17 protein-coding genes are annotated in these 15922 nt (G+C 66.5%); 10 read left to right on the top strand and 7 right to left on the bottom strand.

All coding sequences use genetic code 11. The features are described 5' to 3' along the window. Positions 1 to 31 precede the first annotated feature (31 nt). Both leuD and KV110_RS30600 read left to right on the top strand, forming a co-directional pair. A complete protein-coding gene (gene leuD / locus KV110_RS30605; RefSeq protein WP_218470652.1) occupies positions 32 to 640 on the top strand; it encodes a 3-isopropylmalate dehydratase small subunit in 609 nt (202 codons plus the stop codon). A gap of 156 nt (positions 641 to 796) precedes the next feature. Then, positions 797 to 1465 (top strand): HU family DNA-binding protein, encoded by a 669-nt coding sequence (locus KV110_RS30600; RefSeq protein WP_218470651.1) that lies wholly within the window; start codon positions 797 to 799, stop codon positions 1463 to 1465. Positions 1466 to 1793: 328 nt separating this feature from the next. Here the strand turns inward: KV110_RS30600 and KV110_RS30595 are convergent, their stop codons facing one another. The 3 genes from KV110_RS30595 to cofC form a co-directional block, all read right to left on the bottom strand. Continuing rightward, on the bottom strand, positions 1794 to 2732 hold the full coding sequence (locus KV110_RS30595; RefSeq protein WP_218470650.1) for an NUDIX hydrolase: 939 nt from the start codon (positions 2730 to 2732) through the stop codon (positions 1794 to 1796). A 20-nt stretch (positions 2733 to 2752) separates the two neighbouring features. Next, on the bottom strand, positions 2753 to 4912 hold the full coding sequence (locus tag KV110_RS30590) for an RNA degradosome polyphosphate kinase (RefSeq protein WP_218470649.1): 2160 nt from the start codon (positions 4910 to 4912) through the stop codon (positions 2753 to 2755). Positions 4913 to 5071: 159 nt separating this feature from the next. Next, positions 5072 to 5755, bottom strand: coding sequence for a 2-phospho-L-lactate guanylyltransferase (cofC, locus tag KV110_RS30585; RefSeq protein ID WP_218470648.1), 684 nt, complete (start codon positions 5753 to 5755; stop codon positions 5072 to 5074). A 31-nt stretch (positions 5756 to 5786) separates the two neighbouring features. On the opposite strand from cofC, the gene KV110_RS30580 reads away from it, so the two are divergent. From KV110_RS30580 to KV110_RS30565, 4 genes are all read left to right on the top strand, one after another. Beyond that, entirely contained in the window at positions 5787 to 6782 is a 996-nt protein-coding gene (locus KV110_RS30580) for an NAD(P)H-dependent glycerol-3-phosphate dehydrogenase (protein WP_218470647.1), read from the top strand. Positions 6783 to 6900: 118 nt separating this feature from the next. Then, positions 6901 to 7794: a diaminopimelate epimerase gene (gene dapF, locus KV110_RS30575; protein ID WP_218470646.1), complete on the top strand. Its 894-nt coding sequence runs from the start codon at positions 6901 to 6903 to the stop codon at positions 7792 to 7794. After that, the gene (locus tag KV110_RS30570) at positions 7779 to 8816 is read left to right on the top strand and encodes a hypothetical protein (protein ID WP_218470645.1); all 1038 of its coding nucleotides are present in this window, start codon (positions 7779 to 7781) and stop codon (positions 8814 to 8816) included. The genes dapF and KV110_RS30570 overlap by 16 nt, the downstream gene beginning before the upstream one ends. 119 nt (positions 8817 to 8935) lie before the next feature. Then, on the top strand, positions 8936 to 9934 hold the full coding sequence (locus KV110_RS30565; protein WP_218470644.1) for a D-alanine--D-alanine ligase family protein: 999 nt from the start codon (positions 8936 to 8938) through the stop codon (positions 9932 to 9934). 100 nt (positions 9935 to 10034) lie between these two features. Here the strand turns inward: KV110_RS30565 and KV110_RS30560 are convergent, their stop codons facing one another. Next, positions 10035 to 10625 carry a DUF3515 domain-containing protein gene (locus KV110_RS30560; protein WP_393538257.1) on the bottom strand — a complete coding sequence of 197 codons (591 nt, stop codon included), beginning with the start codon at positions 10623 to 10625 and terminating at the stop codon, positions 10035 to 10037. Positions 10626 to 11056: 431 nt separating this feature from the next. Here KV110_RS30560 and thiL point away from each other — a divergent pair, with 431 nt between their 5' ends. The 4 genes from thiL to KV110_RS30540 are packed head-to-tail and all read left to right on the top strand — an operon-like array spanning position 11057 to position 14073. Next, on the top strand, positions 11057 to 12127 hold the full coding sequence (gene thiL, locus KV110_RS30555; RefSeq protein WP_218470642.1) for a thiamine-phosphate kinase: 1071 nt from the start codon (positions 11057 to 11059) through the stop codon (positions 12125 to 12127). Between the two features lie 11 nt (positions 12128 to 12138). After that, a complete protein-coding gene (locus KV110_RS30550) occupies positions 12139 to 12822 on the top strand; it encodes a uracil-DNA glycosylase (protein ID WP_218470641.1) in 684 nt (227 codons plus the stop codon). Positions 12823 to 12874: 52 nt separating this feature from the next. Then, positions 12875 to 13150, top strand: a complete 276-nt coding sequence (locus tag KV110_RS30545; RefSeq protein ID WP_218470640.1) for a hypothetical protein — start codon at positions 12875 to 12877, stop codon at positions 13148 to 13150. Between the two features lie 59 nt (positions 13151 to 13209). Further along, complete coding sequence (locus KV110_RS30540; protein ID WP_218470639.1) at positions 13210 to 14073, top strand: alpha/beta fold hydrolase; 864 nt, start codon at positions 13210 to 13212, stop codon at positions 14071 to 14073. Between the two features lie 11 nt (positions 14074 to 14084). Here KV110_RS30540 and KV110_RS30535 read toward each other — a convergent pair whose 3' ends face one another. The 3 genes from KV110_RS30535 to rpmB all read right to left on the bottom strand — a co-directional run bounded on the left by KV110_RS30535 (position 14085) and on the right by rpmB (position 15782). Beyond that, positions 14085 to 14864, bottom strand: a complete 780-nt coding sequence (locus tag KV110_RS30535; RefSeq protein ID WP_218470638.1) for an enoyl-CoA hydratase/isomerase family protein — start codon at positions 14862 to 14864, stop codon at positions 14085 to 14087. Positions 14865 to 14992: 128 nt separating this feature from the next. Further along, a complete protein-coding gene (locus tag KV110_RS30530) occupies positions 14993 to 15496 on the bottom strand; it encodes a GNAT family N-acetyltransferase (RefSeq protein ID WP_218470637.1) in 504 nt (167 codons plus the stop codon). Between the two features lie 94 nt (positions 15497 to 15590). Further along, positions 15591 to 15782 (bottom strand): 50S ribosomal protein L28, encoded by a 192-nt coding sequence (gene rpmB, locus KV110_RS30525; protein WP_011210730.1) that lies wholly within the window; start codon positions 15780 to 15782, stop codon positions 15591 to 15593. Between the last annotated feature and the right edge of the window lie 140 nt (positions 15783 to 15922).

Here is a 15922-nt window from a genome sequence, read left to right as displayed (position 1 = left end):
ACGCGATACCCCTACCGACTCAGGAGAATCAATGGAAGCCTTCACCGTGCACAAGGGGATCGGCGTGCCGTTCCGCCGTTCCAATGTCGATACTGATCAGATCATCCCAGCTGTGTACTTGAAGCGCGTGACGCGCACGGGATTCGAGGACGGACTCTTCGCCGCGTGGCGCAACGATCCGGACTTCATTCTGAACACTGAGCCGTACAAGCGGGGCAGCGTGCTGGTGGCGGGCCCGGATTTCGGTACCGGATCCTCTCGTGAGCACGCCGTTTGGGCGCTGTCGGACTACGGCTTTCGGGTGGTGATCTCGTCCCGGTTCGCCGACATCTTCCGCGGCAATGCCGGTAAGGGCGGGATCTTGGCCGCTCAGATGTCACAGAACGATGTCGAAATGCTCTGGAAGTTGCTCGAGGAACAGCCCGGACTCGAATTGGTTGTCGACCTCGAGGCACGCACGGTGACCGCTGGAACCGCCGTGTTGCCGTTCGATATTGATGACTACACACGGTGGCGTCTGCTCGAAGGATTGGACGACATCGGGCTCACGCTGCGCCGCAGCGACGCCATCGCCGAGTATGAAAACGCAAGGCCAGCATGGAAACCCACTACCCTCCCGGCACATATTTCGCAGCACTAAACACCCCGGGGTGTTAGCTGGATCGCCAGGGGGCCGGTAGCTGGACGTGTGCTAAACCACATGAATTTTGGCGTGGCACATAGACTCTTGCCCAAAGTGGGTTTACCGTGGTACCTAGTCGGTCCGACGACGGGCCATTAGTCTGCGGAGGATTCAATGAACAAGGCGGAACTGATCGACGTTCTGACCGAAAAGTTGGGTACGGACAGGCGCACGGCCACCGCGGCAGTCGAGCATGTGGTCGACACCATCGTGCGCGCGGTGCACAAGGGTCAGAGCGTCACAATCACCGGATTCGGTGTGTTCGAACAGCGTAAGCGTGCGGCTCGAGTTGCCAGGAACCCGCGCACCGGCGAAACCGTCAAGGTGAAGCCCACTTCGGTGCCTGCGTTCCGTCCGGGCGCTCAGTTCAAGGCCGTGATCGCGGGTAAGCAGAAGCTCGCCCAGAGCGGTCCCGCCGTCAAGCGCGGCGTGAATGCCCCGGTGGCGGCGAAGAAGGCGGCCGCCAAGAAGACGGCGGCGAAGAAGACCGCCGCCAAGAAGGCGACCCCGACCAAGGGCCCCGCCAAGACGACGGCGAAGAAGGCCGCCAAGAAGGCACCCGCAAAGACCGTCGCTCGCAAGGCGACTGCCACCAAGACCGCCGCCAAGAAGGCGCCGGCGAAGAAGACCGCCGCCAAGAAGACCACGGCGGCCAAGAAGACAACGGCCGCCAAGAAGACCACGGCAGCCAAGAAGACAACGGCGGCAAAGCGGACCGTCGCCAAGAAGGCGCCGGCCAAGAAGTCGACTGCCAAGAAGGCACCGGCTCGCGGCCGTCGCTGATACTGCGCCAGTACGGTATTGGCACCCGGTGATCGGCCGTAAGGCCGAATCGCCCGCCCTACCGATCGAAAACGGCCCCGGAGGCGCGCCTCCGGGGCCGTTTTCGTTGTCCTGGTCGTCCTTCGGGAGCTGTTGCCCGTCGGGCTGAAGCTTCTTGGGGGCCGTTTTCGTTGTCCTGGTCGTCCTTCGGGAGCTGTTGCCCGTCGGGCTGAAGCTTCTTGGGGGCCGTTTTCGTTGTCCTGGTCGTCCTTCCGGAGCTGTCGCCCGTCGGACTAGAGACTTTTGGCGCCGTTTCAGGTGTCCGCGCTCGTCTTTCAGGCCGGTACGGTCAGGACTTCACGACCTCCGACGACAGCGACCGGTCGAGATGGTCGGCGGCGACCAGTCGGCCGCCCGCGAAGGACAGCACCCACACACTGCCCTTGCGGTTGCGCGCGGACGGCAATGTGATGCCGTCGCGGTCCGCCCACCACCGCAGCAGATCCGGAATCACCTTGCCCTGACTGCACACAACGGGCACCTCGGTATCCGACACCAACGAGACGATCCGCTGACGTGCCTCGTCGTGCGCTGCGGCATAACCGATTTCGGACAGCAGCGGCTCCAGAATGATCTCGACGCCGAGCTTCTCGGCCAACGGTGTCACGGTCTGCACGCAGCGCACCGGATCGGCCGAATGGATCTCGGATGCCCCGAACGCCAGCAGATTCGACACCAGCGCCCGCGCTTGCGCGTGCCCGGACCGATCCAGCGGGCGCAGCGGGTCGGGACCGGAGAAGCGGTCTCGCCGACCGGCTTTCGCGTGCCGGACCAACAGCATCGTGTGCGTATCCGCGGGCAGCCGGGTGAACGCGCGCAGCACCTGCCGGTCCATCGGATAGGACAGCTGCTCCATCACCCGATCAAGCGGATACCAACTCAGCACGTCCACTTCGGAATTGGCGGTGAACTCGCCGCCCGCCACCTCGGCCGCCCAGTAGTCGACCCGCTTCAGCTTGCGGTGTCCTGGAACGGGATACGTGACGTGCCCCAGGTAGCGGCCGAGCTTGCAGTCCAGCCCGGTCTCCTCACGGACCTCACGAACCGCCGCGAGCACCGGCGTCTCACCGGGATCGAGCTTGCCCTTGGGCAGCGACCAATCCTGATACTTCGGTCGATGCACGACCGCGATCTCGACCGCGCCGTCCGCCGTCCGCCGCCACAGCACCGCGCCCGCGGCATGAATGTTGGCGGTAATTCGGGGATCCCAGAAGGGACCCCCTTCCATCTCGTACCCCGTAGCACCACTCACTGTTGTTCCGGTCTCCGCAGCCGCATGAGGAATTCTTGGTGGTCACGCACTTTGACGTCGTCGTCGCCCGCGTGCTCGGGCTGGGCGAGCCAGTTGCCATCCGAACGGAGTACCCAGCAGCGGGTGTTGGGATGCAACGCGGAGTCGAATACCGAGCCGAGTTGCTCGGTCAGCCGCGGATCCTTCACCTGCGCCATCACTTCCACCCGACGGTCGAGGTTGCGATGCATCATGTCGGCGCTGCCGATCCAGTACTGATCCTGGGCCTGGAAGTGCATCACCCGCGAATGCTCGAGGAAGCGGCCGAGGATCGAGCGGACTTCGATGTTCTCGCTCATCCCCGGCACACCGGGGCGCAGCCCGCAGATGCCACGCACCACGATCTGCACCGGCACGCCAGCCAGCGAGGCCCGATACAGCGCGTCGATGATCTCCTCGTCGACGATCGCGTTGGCCTTCAACCGGATTCGGGCATCCTTGCCCTGCGCCGCCAGCGCCGTCTCCTGCTGGATCCGCTCGATGATCCCGGCACGCACCCCGTGCGGCGCGACAAGCAGGTTGCGGTAGTTCTCTTTTCGCGAGTAACCGGTCAGCGAATTGAACAAATCGGTCAGATCGGCGCCGATTTCCGGTGCGGCGGTGAGCAATCCGACGTCCTCGTAGAGGCGCGCGGTCTTCGGGTTGTAGTTGCCGGTGCCGATGTGGCAGTAGCGGCGGATGGTCGCGCCTTCCCGGCGGACCACCAGGCAGGTCTTGCAGTGTGTCTTCAAGCCGATGAGGCCGTAGACCACGTGCACACCGGCCTGTTCCAGCGCGCGTGCCCATTTGATGTTGGCCTGCTCGTCGAACCGGGCCTTGATCTCGACGAGGGCGACGACCTGCTTGCCCGCCTCGGCCGCGTCGATCAGCGCGTTGACGATCGGGGAATCACCGGAGGTGCGGTAGAGCGTCTGCTTGATGGCGAGCACCTGCGGGTCGGCGGCCGCCTGTTCGATGAACCGCTGCACGCTGGTGGAGAACGAGTCGTAGGGGTGGTGCACGAGCACGTCGCCCTCGCGCAGCGCCGCGAACACGTTGCGCGGCGTCTCCCGCTCACCGAACGCGGGCGGGGTGGCGGGCACATACGGCGTGTCCTTGAGGTTGGGCCGGTCAACCCCGTACACCTGCCACAGGCAGGACAGGTCGAGCAGACCGGGCACCTGGATGACGTCGCCGGGGTCGACATCGAGTTCACGCAACAGCAATTCGAGCATGTGCTCGGTCATGTCGTCGGAGACCTCTAGTCGCACCGGCGATCCGAAGCGCCGCCGCGCGAGTTCGCGTTCCAGTGCCTGCAACAGGTCCTCGTCGCGGTCCTCGTCGACCTCGAAGTCGGCGTTGCGGGTGATCCGGAACGAGTGCTGCTCAACCACTTCCATGCCGGGGAACAGCAGATCCAGGTGCGCCGCGATCAATGCCTCCATCGGCAGGAAGGCGGCGATGGTCGAACCGGCGTCGGTGCGCCGCACCCGGACGAACCGATCGACGTTGTCCGGCACCTTGACTCGGGCGAAGTGCTCGCCGCCGGTGGTGTAATCCTTCACCGTCACCGCGAGATTCAGGCTCAGACCGCTGATATAGGGGAACGGGTGCGCCGGATCCACCGCCAGTGGGGTGAGTACCGGAAACACTTGATCCTGGAAGTGGCCCGAGAGGCGTTGGCGCTCATCGTCGTTCAGGTCGGCCCAGTCGATGATCGCGATGCCCTCGGCGGTGAGCGCGGGCAGCACGTCGTCGAGGAAGACGCGCGCGTGCCGCACGGCGATCTCCTGAGCGCGTGCGGCGATCAACTCCAGTTGCTCGCCGGGCGAGCGGCCGTCCGCGGAACGCACCAGCAGACCGGTCTCGGCCCGGCGCTTGAGCCCGGCGACGCGCACCATATAGAACTCGTCGAGATTCGACGCGAAGATGGCGAGGAACTTGGCGCGCTCCAGCAGCGGCAGCGACGCGTCCTCGGCGAGGGCGAGCACTCGGGCGTTGAAGTCGAGCCAGCTCATCTCGCGATTGAGGTAGCGATCACGTGGCAACTGCACTAGTGAGGCGTCGGTCGCGATCGGCGTCGCCGCAGGCGGTGGCGTGGGAAGCAACTGCTGTTTGACGATTTCCGTATCACTCATACCTTGCCTCGCTGCCGCTCGGCGCCGGCATGCCCGATGCACGCTGGTACATGGCTCGTTCGCTGCGCTCACTCACGCCAACGATCATCCCCTACAAACCGGGTGGTGTGGAGCCCGACACTGTGATTGAAGTGTGTATCACCGCACTCTGGCGATCTCCTAGCACACTCGGCGGACAGGTTGGTGAACACGGGCGGGCCAGCCGATGTCGTGCAGCGCCGCCCTGGTCGCGCCGCCTGCGCCGAGGTCAATGGCCAGGTCGAGGTCGTCGGCCGTATCGACATCGAGCCGGAGACCGGGCCAGTCGCCGGTCAGGTCGACCGCGCCCGCGGCAATGTGTTTGCTCGCCGAGCCGGGACCGAAACGCGGCTCGAGGGCGGCGATCGGGTCGCGGACAAGTAGCGCGGCCGTGCCGGTGCCCGCGTGGTCGACCACGATCGACCGGAGGCCGCGGGGCGCGACCGTCAGCACGTCGGCCAGCTCCTCGGGGCGCAGGGCGGGCAGATCGGCCTGCAAGGCGAGTAGATCGACCGGTCCGTGCCGGTGCCGCAGCGTTGTCGCGGCGTCGGCCAGCGCGCTGTTCAGGCCGTCCAGACCGGCGGGGCGCGGTTCCGGATGCACCTCGGCGCCCAGCGAAAGGGCCAGGTCGGCCACCACCGGGTCCGGGGTGACCACGGTGATTGAGACGATCTCCTTGACGGCCGCGGTGGCGGTCATGGTGTCGGCGAGCATGGCGAGAACCAGCCGCGCCCGGTGTTCCGGGCGCAGCCGGTCGGCCAGTCGACTCTTGGCCTGATCGAGGCTCTTGACCGCGATCACGGCATGCACGGCGTGCGGGCGCATGCGTCCAATCCTTCCATGGCATATTGGGCAGATGACGAGGGCGGCAGTACTGGGCGCGGGATCTTGGGGCACCGCGTTCGCAAAGGTCTTGGCGGACGCGGGAACCGAGGTCACGATCTGGGCGCGGCGCCCCGAGGTCGCCGAGATACTCCACACCGAACATCGCAATCCCTCTTACCTCACCGATATTCCGCTGCCCCCCATGGCGGCCACCCACGATCCCGCCGTCGCCCTCGACGGCGCCGACATCGTGGTGCTCGCGGTGCCATCCCAATCGCTGCGCGTGAATCTGGAGAAGTGGAAAGGGCTGATCGAGGCCGATGCGTCTTTCCTGAGCCTGGCCAAAGGCATCGAGATCGGCACGCTGCTGCGGATGAGTCAGGTGATCGCCGAGGTCACCGGGGCCGACGAGGGTCGTATCGCGGTGCTGTCCGGCCCGAACCTGGCGCACGAGATCGCCGTCGGTCAGCCCGCGGCCACCGTGATCGCCTGTTCGGATGCCGACCGCGCGGTCGCCTTGCAGCACGCCAGCGCCACCGGATACTTCCGGCCCTATACCAACACCGACGTGATCGGCTGCGAGATCGGCGGCGCTTCCAAGAACGTGATCGCCCTCGCCTGCGGTATCGCCTCCGGAATGGGCTTGGGGGACAACACCGTTGCCAGCATCATCACCCGAGGACTTGCCGAGATCATCCGGCTCGGCGTCGCCCTCGGCGCCGAACCCGCCACCCTGGCGGGCCTGGCCGGAGTGGGCGATCTGGTCGCCACCTGCACCTCACCGCTGTCGCGCAATCGCTCATTCGGCCGCGCACTCGGCACCGGCGGTTCCATGGAGACCGCGCAGGACGCGACCCACGGCCAGGTCGCCGAGGGCGTGAAGTCGTGCACCTCGATCCGAGCACTCGCCGTAAAACACGACGTCGACATGCCCCTCACCACCGCCGTCCACCAGGTGTGCCACGAGGGCGTTTCGGTAGGCGAAGCAGTCGGCAATTTGCTCGGGCGGCGAATCAAGCCGGAGTAGCCGACGCGCGGTGAATTCCCCGTGTTCCCAGCCGGATTCGCGGGCAGATTGGTATCTTGACCACAATCTAGTGGCGGTGCGTCGATACTGTCGGTGAACAAGTACCGAGGGGGCCGGTATGCAACTGTCGAAGGCGATTCCACTGCCCGCCTTCGACACGGCGTTGCTGGCCGCGGAGTGCGACGAGATTCGAACGATGATTCGCGTACGGTGCTTGGTGTTCGCACCGCTCCAGGTGATGCACGGCAACGGTAATGTCATCGCGATCCTCCCGGCTTACCGCGACCCCGGTACCGCAAGCCATCGGGCTCGGCTGGCCCGCGAAGTATGCGGCCGGATCACTGCGGTACGAGTAGACGGTGTCGTGTTCCTGCGCTGGACGGACTCGACGGCACGCTTCTGGTTTCACGATCGAGACGGCACATACGAACCCGCCTGCGGCAACGGATTGCGTTGCGCCGCTCGCTTACTCAGCGATATCGGCTGGTTCAACGACGAAGCGGAGGTGCTTACCGACAACGGGCCCCGTCGCATTCGGATGGAGCGCGGGGAGCCGATCGTATCGGTGGGAACTCCACGCGAGTACCGCGCGCTCGGGCAGGCGATGTTCTTCGTCTACACCGACATCCCGCATGTCGTAGTTCTCCGTGAACGGCTCGCCGAGGTCGACGTCAGCACCGAGGGTGCGCGACTGGCCCACGACGACGCACTGTGCCGGATGGTGGGGCATCCAGCAGGCGTGCACGTCGATTTCGTCGCGGTGATGGCGTCCAGGATAGGCGTGCGCACCTACGAAATCGGCGTCGAGGACGAGACAAAAGCATGTGGCACCGGCGCGGCAGCGGCCGCGTACGTGGTGCATCGGCTGGGATTGCACCCCATGCCGGTCGAGGTCCGGATGCGGGGCGGCACGCTTCTCGTCAGTGCCGAGGGCACCGAATTGCTCATCACGGGGCAGGTCGACTACCTGCTGCGTCCCCTAGTGGAGGAGGGTGAATGCGTGACTTCGTGAAACTGATGCGGCGATTTGCAGCACACCTCACCAGGACGCGCGCCAGGGCGGGCTGGGCACTGACAGCCGCATCACTGCTCGCCTATGTGGCGTCCGGCAACAACGAAGGACTACGCCAGTTCTGGTTGGTGCTGACCGGTGTCGCGGCGGGGGCGATCTTTCTCCCGGAGCGAGACGAGTCGATCTGGCGGATGACCTCTGCGCAGGTGCGCGCGATGGTTCCCGAGTATCGGATCTCGGCACTCCAGCGCCTACTCATCAGCGCCCGTTGCGACTCGACGCAGTGGGCCGATGTCGTGTGGCAGCGCGGGCTCGAGCCGCTGCTGAAGGCGGGCAGCAAGGCCGAACTGGTCATCTGGGACGCCAAGTACGACATTTCCATTCATCTCGTCGAGCGCAGATGCGGTGACCTCGACGTGTACCGGGTAGACACATTGAGTCGGGCTCGTCGCGCATTGCCCGAGGCTACGTCTCGGAAGTACTGGGTCAGTGTGGCCCGCACCAAGGAGGCGCTGCAGGTGGAGTACCAGTTCTCCAACTGTTTGACGCGAGAACTGGTCATGATGCCGGGAGTCGACCCTTCAGCCTGGCGGGCGGCGGTTGCCGGCTTCTGTCTGGTCCGGATGTGGGTCGACGGTGTGGCCGCGCCGGTGCATGTCGACAACTCGGAAGGCTTGTCGGATGTCGTCCGCTGGTACATCGATATACCGGAGGAACAGCAGACCTCGACGGCCGTTCCGTACACCCTGCAGTTCGACTTTCCGATACCGAGCGACGAGCGAACCTTCCCGGTGCTGTTCAACGGCTACTACAGCGCGGGTGCAAGCGAGGTGACCTTGCGCATCGACGACCCTTCCGGCACCAGCGAACTTTCGTACGAACACTTCCTCGCCTATGGGCTCGGAGCCTATGTCGGGGAGTTCTCACGGAGTGTGGACAGCACACACTCCCAGCAGATCAGCTTCGCGACCCCGCGGGATAGCCTGCTCTGGCCGGGTTCGGGGATCGTTTTCCACTGGTGATTCGGCCAGTACCGTGTTGTGACGGGCCCGCACACGTTTGCTGTCATCGCGGCGGGCCCGTGTAGCCTGCTCGACTGTCGATGCAGGCGAAAACCGAGCGCGGATCAAGGCGGAAACACATGCGGGTGGCGGTGTTGTTCGGGGGGACGAACAGCGAACGGGATGTCTCGATCGCGACGGCGGGGCAGGTATTCCGTGCGCTGCGGGATCGCGGCCACGACGTCTCTGCCTTCGACACCACGGCTGGCAAACTCAAGCCGAGTGACGAGGACCGCCTCATGGAGGCGACGGTCCCGGTAGAGCCGCCGGACCTGAGCATCATTCCCGGTGAGGATGTGACCATGCAGCTGCTCGGCGAGCCGGGCGGGTTGCGGTCGGTCGATGTCGTATTCCTGGCGCTGCACGGTGGCACCGGTGAAAACGGCACGATCCAAGGCTTGCTCGATCTGGCGGGTGTGCCGTACACGGGAAGCGGTGTGCTTGCCAGCGCGATGGCGATGGACAAGGACATCTCGAAGAGGCTGTTTCGGCTCGCGGGTGTGCCGACGCCGGACTGGTACATGGTGGGCCCCACCGCCGAGTTCGATGATCGGCTCGGCTGCCCGGTCGTCGTGAAGCCGAACAAGCAAGGTTCCACCGTCGGGTTGACAGTGGTCAAAGATCCCGCCCTCTTCGCCGACGCCGTGCGGGTCGCCCGAGTTCATGATCAAGAGGTCATGGTCGAAAAGTTTGTTCCCGGTCGCGAATTCGTCATCGGGGTACTCGGTGGGGAAGCGCTGGCCGTCGGCGAGATCATTCCGCAGGGCAGTGAGATCTTCGACTACCGCAACAAGTACCAAGTGGATGGGGCGGTAGAGATTTTTCCTGCCGAGATCCCGGACGCGCAGGCGGACGAGATGCGCAGTCTGGCCGTGCAGGCGCATCGGGCCCTCAAACTCGGAAACTACAGTCGCGTCGACTTCCGGGTGGACGGTGAAGGTCGAATGTGGTGCCTGGAGGCGAACACCCTGCCGGGTATGACTGCGACCAGCTTGCTCCCGCAATCCGCGGCGGTCGTCGGCATCGGCTTCGCCGAACTGTGCGAGAAGATCTGCCAAAACGCGCTGGACAACCGGTAGCCGGACGCTCAACTCGGCACCAGGGACTGACGCAAGATCAGCGGGACGTGGCTGCGGGGTTGTGCGAGTGGGGGCGCGGTGGTGTCCTGTTGGTGTTGGGTTAGTTGGGGAGGGGGGATGGGTCTAGGGGGGTTGCGGGGAGGTTGGCGGTGATGGTGTCGGAGACCGCTTGGAGGGGGGTGGGGCCGGAGCCGTCGGGGACGGTGAGGGCGATGTAGGTTTCGCGGTCTACGGCGAACCAGGTGCTTGCCTTGGCGGCCTGGTCGCGGGCCTCGAACCATTGGACGCCGTTGACTATCTGTAGTGCGGAGGCGCGGTTGAATTCGAGGGGGCGGTCCAGGCCGCAGCGCAGCACGATCGGGTCGCCGCCGTCGGGGCGCTGCCAGGCGCGGGTGGCCGGTGGGGAGGGTTCGACGAGGGTGGATTTGGTGAATTCGCCGAGTTCGGTGGGTAGTGCGGGGAGCAGGGTGGTGCAGGCGGGGCCGGTCGCGGCGGGGGCGGGGACCGGGCCGAGGACCAGGGGCTCGCGTTCGACTGGTGCGCGGCGGGCGAGGATCGCCGCCACGAGTACCGCGACCACGAGTACGACGGGCAAGGCGACAGCGGTCGCGATCAGGGCGGGCGAGTATTGGCGAGTGCTTGCGGCCTGGGCAGCGCCGTCTTGCGTGGAGCCGCCTGCGGCATGGGCCACGGTTTCGGCGTCTGATGTGGCGCTTTCCGAGGCAGTCTCAGCGCGTCCGTCGACGGTGTCCGGTGCAGCGACTTCCGATCGAGTAGCGGCAGGCCCAGCGTCTCCATCGGCAGCGTCCGACGTGGCGGCAGCTTCAGCGCCACCGGCGTTCGGCGGTGCGTCCGCATCAGGTCGGGTATCGGCGGCAGGGGCGTCCGCCGCGGGTTGCCCGGCCTTGTCCTTCGCCGAATCGCGGTCCGACGATTCCGCCGCCATGCTCACCGATCCTTCCTGTTGCGCTGGATGACCGGAGGGTGGGCCGCGTGGGTGCGGCGGCGCCGTGACCGGCCCGGTAGTACTCGATTGCCCTGGAAAGGGTACCTTCGGGGCGATTCCAGCTAGCAGCGCGCCTGAAAGGACCGGTCATCAGCGAGAGCACGGGGCCGAGGACGGTGCGTGAACTGGGGGAGTTCGCGCTGATCGATCGGATCAACAGCGGCCGCCTGCAAACACCCGGTGTGTTGCTCGGTCCGGGCGACGACGCCGCGCTGGTCGCCGCGCCCGACGGCCGATTCGTGGTCACCACCGACATGCTGGTGCAGGACCGGCATTTCCGCCTGGACTGGTCCAGCCCCCAGGACATCGGCCGCAAGGCGATCGCGCAGAACGCGGCCGACGTGGTCGCGATGGGCGCGGTACCTTCCGCCTTCGTGGTGGCGCTCGGTTGCCCGGCCGACACCCCGCTCAACGTGATCGACGGGTTGGCCGACGGGATGTGGACCGAAGCGGCCCGCGCGGGCGCCTCCATCGCGGGTGGCGACCTGGTCCGCAGCCGCGACATCGTCATCTCGGTGACCGCCTTCGGTGACCTGCGTGGCCGCGCCGCCATCACCAGAGCCGGTGCGCGGGTGGGGGATACGGTCGCCGTCGCGGGCCGTCTCGGCTGGTCGGCCGCCGGTCTTGCCATCCTGACCGCCGACGCCGAGTCCGACGACTTCGCCGAAGCGCTTGCCGCGCACCGTGTCCCGCAGCCGCCCTACGCGGCGGTGCTGAATGCGCTGAGCGGGACAGCAGTGGCCGAGACACCGGATTCCACGGTGGCGGATGCCGATGGCAACACAACTCACCAGCGGCCGAGTTCTACCGGTGCGTCCGATCCAGGCGATATCGGACTGAACGCACTGACGGATGTCTCCGACGGCCTACTCGCCGACCTCGGCCATATCGCCACGTCGTCCGAGGTCGCCATCGATCTGGATTCGGCCGCGCTGCGTGACAAAGCACTCGACCGAATCGCCGCACGCATGGATGCCGATGCGACGCAATGGATTCTGACCGGTGGCGAGGATCACGCGTTCGTCGGTACCTGGTCGGCCGGGTACCCGCTGCCCGCGGGCTGGGTGCCGATCGGGCGAGTGTCGGCCGGTCACGGCGTCACCGTCGACGGCGCGGCGCGGCCGGGCAGCGCCGGATGGGAATCATTCGGTGGGGTGGACTCGGCGGTTGCGGGCGAACCACGCTAAGTTGTGCGGTCATGGGCGCGAAACCACTGTCGGAAATCATGGATCCGGGATGGGCGAAGGCACTCGAGTCGGTGGCGGATCGGATTTCCGCCATGGGCGAGTTCCTGCGGGCAGAGAACGCGGCGGGCCGAGGGTACCTACCGGCCGGTGAGAACGTGCTACGCGCCTTCCAGCGTCCCTTCGACGCGGTCCGCGTGCTGGTCGTCGGCCAGGACCCGTACCCGACTCCCGGCCACGCGATGGGCTTGAGTTTCTCTGTCGCACCGGATGTTTCGCCGGTCCCGCGCAGCTTGGCGAACATCTTCGCCGAATACACCAAGGATCTCGGCCATCCGACGCCGTCCTGCGGTGACCTGACCCCCTGGTCCGATCAGGGTGTGCTGATGCTGAACAGGGTGCTGACGGTGACGCCGGGCCAGCCCGCCTCGCATCGCGGCAAGGGCTGGGAGGCGGTGACCGAGCAGGCGATTCGCGCGCTGGTGGCGCGGGACGAGCCGCTGGTCGCGATCCTCTGGGGCCGCGACGCGTCGACCCTCAAGCCCACCTTGGTCGCGGCCGAGGTGCCCTACATCGAGTCCGCGCATCCCTCGCCGCTGTCGGCGTCGCGCGGCTTCTTCGGTTCCCGCCCGTTCTCCCGAGTGAACGAACTGCTCGACGAACTCGGCGCCGAACCCGTTGACTGGCGCCTGCCCTGAGCAGGCGTCTGTGTGTGATCTACCGAGATTGAATCGAGTGAGGAGCTTTTCCATGCCCAACACCACCGTTCGAGGCGCGCTGCGCAGCACCACCGCCACCCTGGCCTTCTGCGCTGCCCTGGCGGGCGGCGCCGCGACCGCGAGTGCGGCGGGTCTGCCGCTGGAGCAGGCCACGGACACCACGGCGCAGGCCGCCGACACCGCCTCGACGCCGATCGGTGAGGAGTTCACCTCCAACGGCTCCTCCACCATCTCCTCCTCGGTCAACGCCAAGGTCGCCTGCCTGCTGCAGCGCACCCTCAGCGCCTCCGGCAAGTGGGACTGCTGACGCAGCCGTTCGGGAGGCTCGCCCGCGAACCATAACCGGTTCTATGCGATCCTCGGTTCGTGAGTAATGCGAACAAACTTCTCGAGCCCGCACCATTGCGGCTGCGCGGTTCGGGTGGGATCGAGCTGGCCGCAGACCAGTTCGGCCCGGCCGACGGTCCGCTCGTCGTCTTCCTGCATGGCGGCGGGCAGACCAGGCACTCGTGGAAACAGACCGGTGCGAAGCTGGCCGCGTCCGGCATGCGGGTTGTCACCCTGGACGCCCGCGGGCACGGCGACAGCGCATGGTCCGAAGACGGCGACTACCGACGCGACACCATGGTGGCAGACCTGCTGCTCGTGCTCGAACAGCTCGGTGCGCCCGCCGTCGTGGTCGGGGCGAGCATGGGCGGCATCACCGGCCTGCTCGCCACCGCCGCTCCCGGCGGCGCGGCGATCAGCGCGCTGGTACTCGTCGACATCGTCACCAGGCCGGAGCGGGCCGGTATCGAGCGGGTGATCGACTTTCTCGGCAAGCACCGCAACGGTTTCGACAACCTGGAGCAGGTGGCCGACGCCGTCGCCGAATACCTGCCGCACCGGCCGCGTCCGGCCAACACCGACGGTCTGTTGCGCAATCTGCGGCAGCGCGACGGCCGCTGGTACTGGCATTGGGACCCGGACATGCTGGCCCACCGCGCCGAGGACCCGTCGGCAATGACCGAACAGATGGAAGCGGCCGCGCGCAAATTGACGATCCCGGTGTTGCTGGTGCGCGGTATGCGCTCGGATGTGGTGAGTTCCGAAGGCGCGGCGGCGTTTCAGGAGTTGGTGCCGCACGTGCAGCTGGTCGAGATCGGTGGTGCGGCGCACACCGCGGCCGGTGACGACAACGACTCTTTCACCGACGCGGTCGCGAAGTTCGTCTTGCAGACCAGGCAGTGAATCCCGTTGACCTACGTGTACTTCGGCTTGCGCTTCGCGACGAAGGCGTCTACACCCTCGCGGCCGGTCGCGCTGTCCGCCGCGGCGGCGATCGCGTCGCGTTCCCGATCCAGCTGATCGGTGAGGGCCGACGAAGCCGATTGCGCCAGTAGCGTTTTGATGCTGGTGTAGGTGGAGCGCGGTCCGGTGGCCAGGGTTCGGGCCAGCTTCAGTGCCTCGGCCTGAACCTCCTCGTCGGCCACCAGCCGGCTGAGGATGCCGAGTCGCACCGCCTCCTCGGCGTCCAAAACCGCGTCGGTGAGCAGGATTTCGCGGGCCCGGCCGAGTCCGACGATGCGCGGCAGCGTCCAGGACATGCCGCCGTCGGGGCTCAGGCCGATGCCCGGATAGGCCGGGCGCAGCTTGGTACTTGGCCCGCCGAGTGCGATGTCGGCGGCACAGACCAGGCTCATCCCTGCGCCCGCCGCCCAGCCGTGCACGCCGACCACGACCGGAACGGTGGTCGCGTCGAGTGCGCGCACGAAATGGTGCAGATCCGTTGCCAGGCCATAGATGTGGGCGGCGCGATCCGAGGCCGCCGCGAAGCCGCGCACATTGCCGCCCGCGCAGAAGTTCGCGCCGGTTCCGGTCAGTAGCACGGCGCCGACCTCGGAGCTGAGCGAACGCAGCGCGGCTGTGCCCGCGACGATGCCGCCGAAATCCATGGACGTGCCGTTGGCGGCGGTCGCGATGGTGATCTGCAGAACGCCGTCGACGGTGCTCACGTACCCGGCTTGCTCGGTGTCGGTCATGATCAGCACTTTATGGCCTACGGATACTGCTGATCCAGGGGAGTGCACATCTGGGGGTTTGTCCGTCCGTTGCGGTCGGTTCTTCGTCCTTAGCGAGAGCCCTCCAGTGCAGGCGTGACTCTCGGACCTCACCAGTCGGCTGGCTCCCGCACCATCCGAACCTCGATCGACGGCGTGAACGCCTCGACCCTGCGAGCGCCGTCCAATTCGAAGCCGTGTTTGCGGTAGAAGGCCAGGGCGCGTGGATTCTCCTCGAAGACCCACAGCGAGTACGCCGCCGTCGGATCGAGGGCGGCGCGCAGCAAGTCGTGCGCGAGGCCCGTGCCGTACCACGGCGAACGGACGTACAACGCATACAACTGCAGCGGGGGCACCGGCGGGTCGTCGAGGGTCGGGCCCGCTCCGGCGAAGCCGATCACCTGTTCACCGACGAGCGCCACCTGTATCCGGCCCGGATATTCGACACGGTTGCGCTCGTATTGCGCAGCTCGCCGCTCGACATCGAAGGCTTCGAGCAGATGGGCGGGTACCAGGTCCCGGTAGGCCTCACGCCAGCAGTCGATGTGGCATTCGGCGAGGCTGTAGGTGTGCTCGGCGGCAAGTGGGGCGATGCGCCACTCGGGCTCGGTCATGCCCACGATTTTCGCCCATCGATGACTACGCCCCGGACCACCCGTGAGGGTGCCGGGGCGTGCGTCGGTCTCGTACCGGTCAGCCGGGGCTGAGTCAGCCGCGGACGACCTTGCCTGCCTTGAGGCAGGAGGTGCACACGTTCATGCGGCGGGTGTTACCCGGCGCAACCTGGGCGCGAACGGTCTGGATGTTCGGGTTCCAGCGACGGTTGGTGCGCCGGTGCGAGTGCGAGACCGACTTCCCGAAGCCGGGGCCCTTGGCGCAGACGTCGCAGACGGCAGCCATAGTCGCGAACTCCTTCATGTCATGTGGAGGACCGCCGCCCGCGGGCAGCATGTCCGGAAACAATGTATTGACGTACCCCTGCCGACTGACATCGGCCAGCGCAAACCGGCAACGGCCACGCGAGGCAACCCTGCAAGGGT

Origin of the sequence: Nocardia iowensis (assembly GCF_019222765.1) — a bacterium.
GTDB classification, from domain to species: domain Bacteria; phylum Actinomycetota; class Actinomycetes; order Mycobacteriales; family Mycobacteriaceae; genus Nocardia; species Nocardia iowensis.
The sequence above is the reverse complement of the archived record's forward strand: the minus strand, read 5'-3'. Positions and strand labels throughout refer to the sequence as shown.

What these genes read in the sequence shown, in the direction of transcription:
- leuD (WP_218470652.1), top strand. Translation starts at nt 32, where the DNA reads ATGGAAGCCTTCACCGTGCACAAGGGGATCGGCGTGCCGTTCCGCCGT.
- KV110_RS30600 (WP_218470651.1), top strand. Translation starts at nt 797, where the DNA reads ATGAACAAGGCGGAACTGATCGACGTTCTGACCGAAAAGTTGGGTACG.
- KV110_RS30595 (WP_218470650.1), bottom strand. Translation starts at nt 2,732, where the DNA reads ATGGAAGGGGGTCCCTTCTGGGATCCCCGAATTACCGCCAACATTCAT.
- KV110_RS30590 (WP_218470649.1), bottom strand. Translation starts at nt 4,912, where the DNA reads ATGAGTGATACGGAAATCGTCAAACAGCAGTTGCTTCCCACGCCACCG.
- cofC (WP_218470648.1), bottom strand. Translation starts at nt 5,755, where the DNA reads ATGCGCCCGCACGCCGTGCATGCCGTGATCGCGGTCAAGAGCCTCGAT.
- KV110_RS30580 (WP_218470647.1), top strand. Translation starts at nt 5,787, where the DNA reads ATGACGAGGGCGGCAGTACTGGGCGCGGGATCTTGGGGCACCGCGTTC.
- dapF (WP_218470646.1), top strand. Translation starts at nt 6,901, where the DNA reads ATGCAACTGTCGAAGGCGATTCCACTGCCCGCCTTCGACACGGCGTTG.
- KV110_RS30570 (WP_218470645.1), top strand. Translation starts at nt 7,779, where the DNA reads ATGCGTGACTTCGTGAAACTGATGCGGCGATTTGCAGCACACCTCACC.
- KV110_RS30565 (WP_218470644.1), top strand. Translation starts at nt 8,936, where the DNA reads ATGCGGGTGGCGGTGTTGTTCGGGGGGACGAACAGCGAACGGGATGTC.
- KV110_RS30550 (WP_218470641.1), top strand. Translation starts at nt 12,139, where the DNA reads ATGGGCGCGAAACCACTGTCGGAAATCATGGATCCGGGATGGGCGAAG.
- KV110_RS30545 (WP_218470640.1), top strand. Translation starts at nt 12,875, where the DNA reads ATGCCCAACACCACCGTTCGAGGCGCGCTGCGCAGCACCACCGCCACC.
- KV110_RS30535 (WP_218470638.1), bottom strand. Translation starts at nt 14,864, where the DNA reads ATGACCGACACCGAGCAAGCCGGGTACGTGAGCACCGTCGACGGCGTT.
- KV110_RS30530 (WP_218470637.1), bottom strand. Translation starts at nt 15,496, where the DNA reads ATGACCGAGCCCGAGTGGCGCATCGCCCCACTTGCCGCCGAGCACACC.
- rpmB (WP_011210730.1), bottom strand. Translation starts at nt 15,782, where the DNA reads ATGGCTGCCGTCTGCGACGTCTGCGCCAAGGGCCCCGGCTTCGGGAAG.